This window comes from Mesorhizobium sp. M5C.F.Ca.IN.020.32.2.1 (assembly GCF_004023105.1).
In the GTDB taxonomy this organism is placed as follows: domain Bacteria; phylum Pseudomonadota; class Alphaproteobacteria; order Rhizobiales; family Rhizobiaceae; genus Mesorhizobium; species Mesorhizobium wenxiniae.
On sequence record NZ_RZSX01000867.1, the window covers coordinates 1 to 2,592 of the forward strand.

General features: G+C 63.3%; 1 protein-coding gene. It reads right to left on the reverse strand.

The genetic code is table 11. The annotated features are described in order from the left end of the window. Nucleotides 1-52: 52 nt before the first annotated feature. Nucleotides 53-2,592: aminopeptidase N (gene pepN / locus EOA86_RS30115; protein WP_128344958.1), on the reverse strand; the 2,540-nt coding region annotated here is incomplete at its 5' end.

The following is a 2,592-nucleotide window of genomic DNA, read 5'->3' on the forward strand; positions in this document are numbered from 1 at the left end:
CCCTTCCAGCCGCCTTCGGCGGCTGTCCACCCTCCCCTCAAGGGGGGACCCCTCACGCCAGCGTGCGCTCGACGATGTCCCGCAAATCGGCCGATAGGTTCTCGGCATTGGAGATCGAAAGCAGCGCTTCCCTTGCCTTGGCCTGCCGGGCAGGTTCGAGCGAGCGCCATGATCTGAGTGCTGTCGCCAGCCGGGCGGCCAACTGCGGATTGCGCTTTTCGACCTGCAGGACCGTTTCGACGAAAAACCTGTAGCCTTCGCCGTCGGCGCGATGGAAGCCGGTCTGGTTGGCGCTGGAAAACGTGCCGACGAGCGAGCGCACCCGGTTCGGGTTGGCCATCGAGAAGGCCGGATGGCTGGTCAGGGCGCGCACCGCGTAAATGGTTTGCGGGCCGGGCACGCTGGCCTGGATATGGAACCATTTGTCCATCACCAGCGGATCGGTCGTATATTTCGCTTCGAAGTCAGCCAGCGCCTTGACCGTCTCTGGCGAACCGCTGTGGCGGAGCGCAAGCACGGTCAGTGCGGCGGCGCGGTCCGTCATGTTGGTCGCGGACTGGAAATGCCGGGCCGCAAGCGCCGCACCTCCCGGCAGCAGCGACAGGTAGTCGAGCAGGATGTTGCGCAGCGCCCGGCGCCCGGCGCTCGTCGCATCCGGACTGAAAGCGTCCTTGTCGGCCAGTCGATGGTAGAGGTCGGAGAATATCTCGCGGTTGGCCTCGGCGATCGCGGCCGTCAGCGCCTCGCGGGCGGAGAAGATGGCATCGGGATCAATGTTCTTGCCGATGTCGCGGGCGATATCGGCTTCGCTCGGAAGCGCCACAGCCAGCGCCCGATAGGCCGGTTCGAGTGTCTCGTCGCCGGCTATTTTGCCGGCAAGCCCGGTCAACCGTGATGCGAAACCGGGCTGCTGGCCGTCAAGGACCTGGCGGAAGGCTGATATCAGCGCCTCGGTCAAAAGCGTGTTGAACGCCTGCCAGCGCGAGAAGGTATCGTTGTCATGGCCGGCAAGGAAGAACTGATCGTCGGCCTTCTGCTCGACTGAAAGCGTCACCGGCGCCGAAAAGCCGCGATTGAGCGACATCGCCGGGCGCTCGCCAACGCCCGAGAAGCGCACCATGTGCCGGCGCCTGCGGATATGGATGACGCCGTCCTCGACGCTGGCGCCCTCGACGCCGCTATAGGCTATCGCTTTGCCGTCGGTGCCGACTAGGCTGAAGGCAAGCGGAATATGCATCAGCCGCTTGCGGCTTTCGGACGGCGTCGGCGGCACCGACTGCTCGATCTCGAGCGTGAACTCCTGCGCTGCCGCATTGTGCGTCGAACTGATCGTCAGATTGGGCGTGCCCGCCTGATGGTACCAGAGCGAAAATTGCGAGAGGTCGCGGCCGGACACATCTTCGAACACCTTGATGAAGTCCTCGATCGTCGCAGCCTCGCCGTCATGACGCTCGAAATAGAGATCCATGCCGGCCCGGAACGTCTCGCTGCCGAGAATGGTACGGATCATGCGCACCACTTCCGAGCCCTTTTCATAGACTGTCGCCGTGTAGAAATTGTTGATCTCGCGGTAGCGGCGCGGCCGCACAGGATGCGCCAGCGGTCCCTGGTCTTCGGGAAACTGATGTGCCCGCAATGTGCGCACTTCGGCAATGCGTTTCACCGCTCGCGAGCGCTGGTCGGCGGAGAATTCGTGATCGCGGAAGACCGTCAGCCCTTCCTTCAGGCAAAGCTGGAACCAGTCGCGGCAAGTGATTCTGTTGCCAGTCCAATTGTGGAAATACTCATGCGCGATGATCGCTTCGATATTGGCGAAATCGGCGTCCGTGGCGGTCTCCTGGTCGGCCAGCACATATTTGTCGTTGAAGATGTTGAGGCCCTTGTTCTCCATCGCGCCCATGTTGAAGTCGGACACCGCGACGATGTTGAAGACGTCGAGGTCGTATTCGCGGCCGAACGCCTCCTCGTCCCATTTCATCGACCGTTTCAGGGCGTCCATGGCATAGCCGGCGAGCCCCTCCTTGCCCGGCTCGACACAGATGCCGAGCTCGACCTTCCGGCCAGACAACGTGACGAAGCTGTCCGCCACCTTGCCGAGAGCGCCCGCCACCAGGGCGAACAGATAGGACGGCTTGGGGAAGGGGTCGTGCCAGACTGCGTAATGCCAGCCGTCGGCAAGTTCGCCACTGCCAGCCGGGTTGCCGTTGGAAAGAAGCAGTGGCGCCTCGTGGTGCCGCGCCTCGATGCGCACCGTATAGACGGACAGGATATCGGGACGGTCGAGAAAATAGGTGATGCGCCGAAAGCCCTCGGCCTCGCATTGCGTGCAATAGACGTTGCTGGAGCGATAAAGGCCCATCAGGGCTTCGTTGTGCGCCGGCGCCAACTCGGTTTCGATCAGGAGTTGGAAGCGGGATGCTGCGGGCAGCGTGGTGATCGTCAGCTGATCGGGCGTGGCAAGAAAATCTGCCGGCGTGAGTGTCCGGCCGTCGATTGCGAGGCGGCTGAGCGTCAATCCATCGCCGTCCAGCACCAGTGGCACTGACGCCGCGACACCGTCGCGGCGTTCGACCGTCAGCACGGCGATGACGC